Below are 257 nucleotides of genomic sequence, written 5' to 3'. Positions count from 1 at the left end.
CGAAGGCGAGAATCCGGGAACGTCAAGACCGTTCACTCGGAGGCCCGTGGCCCGCGAGGCGCCTTCTGGCTCAAGCTGCCAGTTCTGGAGCGACGTCAGGGTGGGGGCAGGCGCGGCCAGGATGGGGGAGAACTGGACCGCGAGCGTCGTGTCGCCGTTCGACGAAAACTGGATCTGCAGCTTTCTTACGCCGTCGTTCGCTGTCTGCTGAGCGGGATGCGGCGAGGAGGGCAGCGGCAGGGCGGGCGCATCCGTGA

Annotated in this window: 1 protein-coding gene; it reads right to left on the bottom strand. The window is 67.3% G+C overall.

Annotated elements, in window-relative coordinates:
- Nucleotides 1-257 (bottom strand): hypothetical protein (locus tag ACZ3GY_RS24365; RefSeq protein WP_465912356.1); only part of this gene is annotated, 257 nt, incomplete at both ends.

It is taken from the genome of Pseudomonas sp. PME37.24/006 (assembly GCF_055556635.1).
The sequence above is the reverse complement of the archived record's forward strand: the minus strand, read 5'-3'. Positions and strand labels throughout refer to the sequence as shown.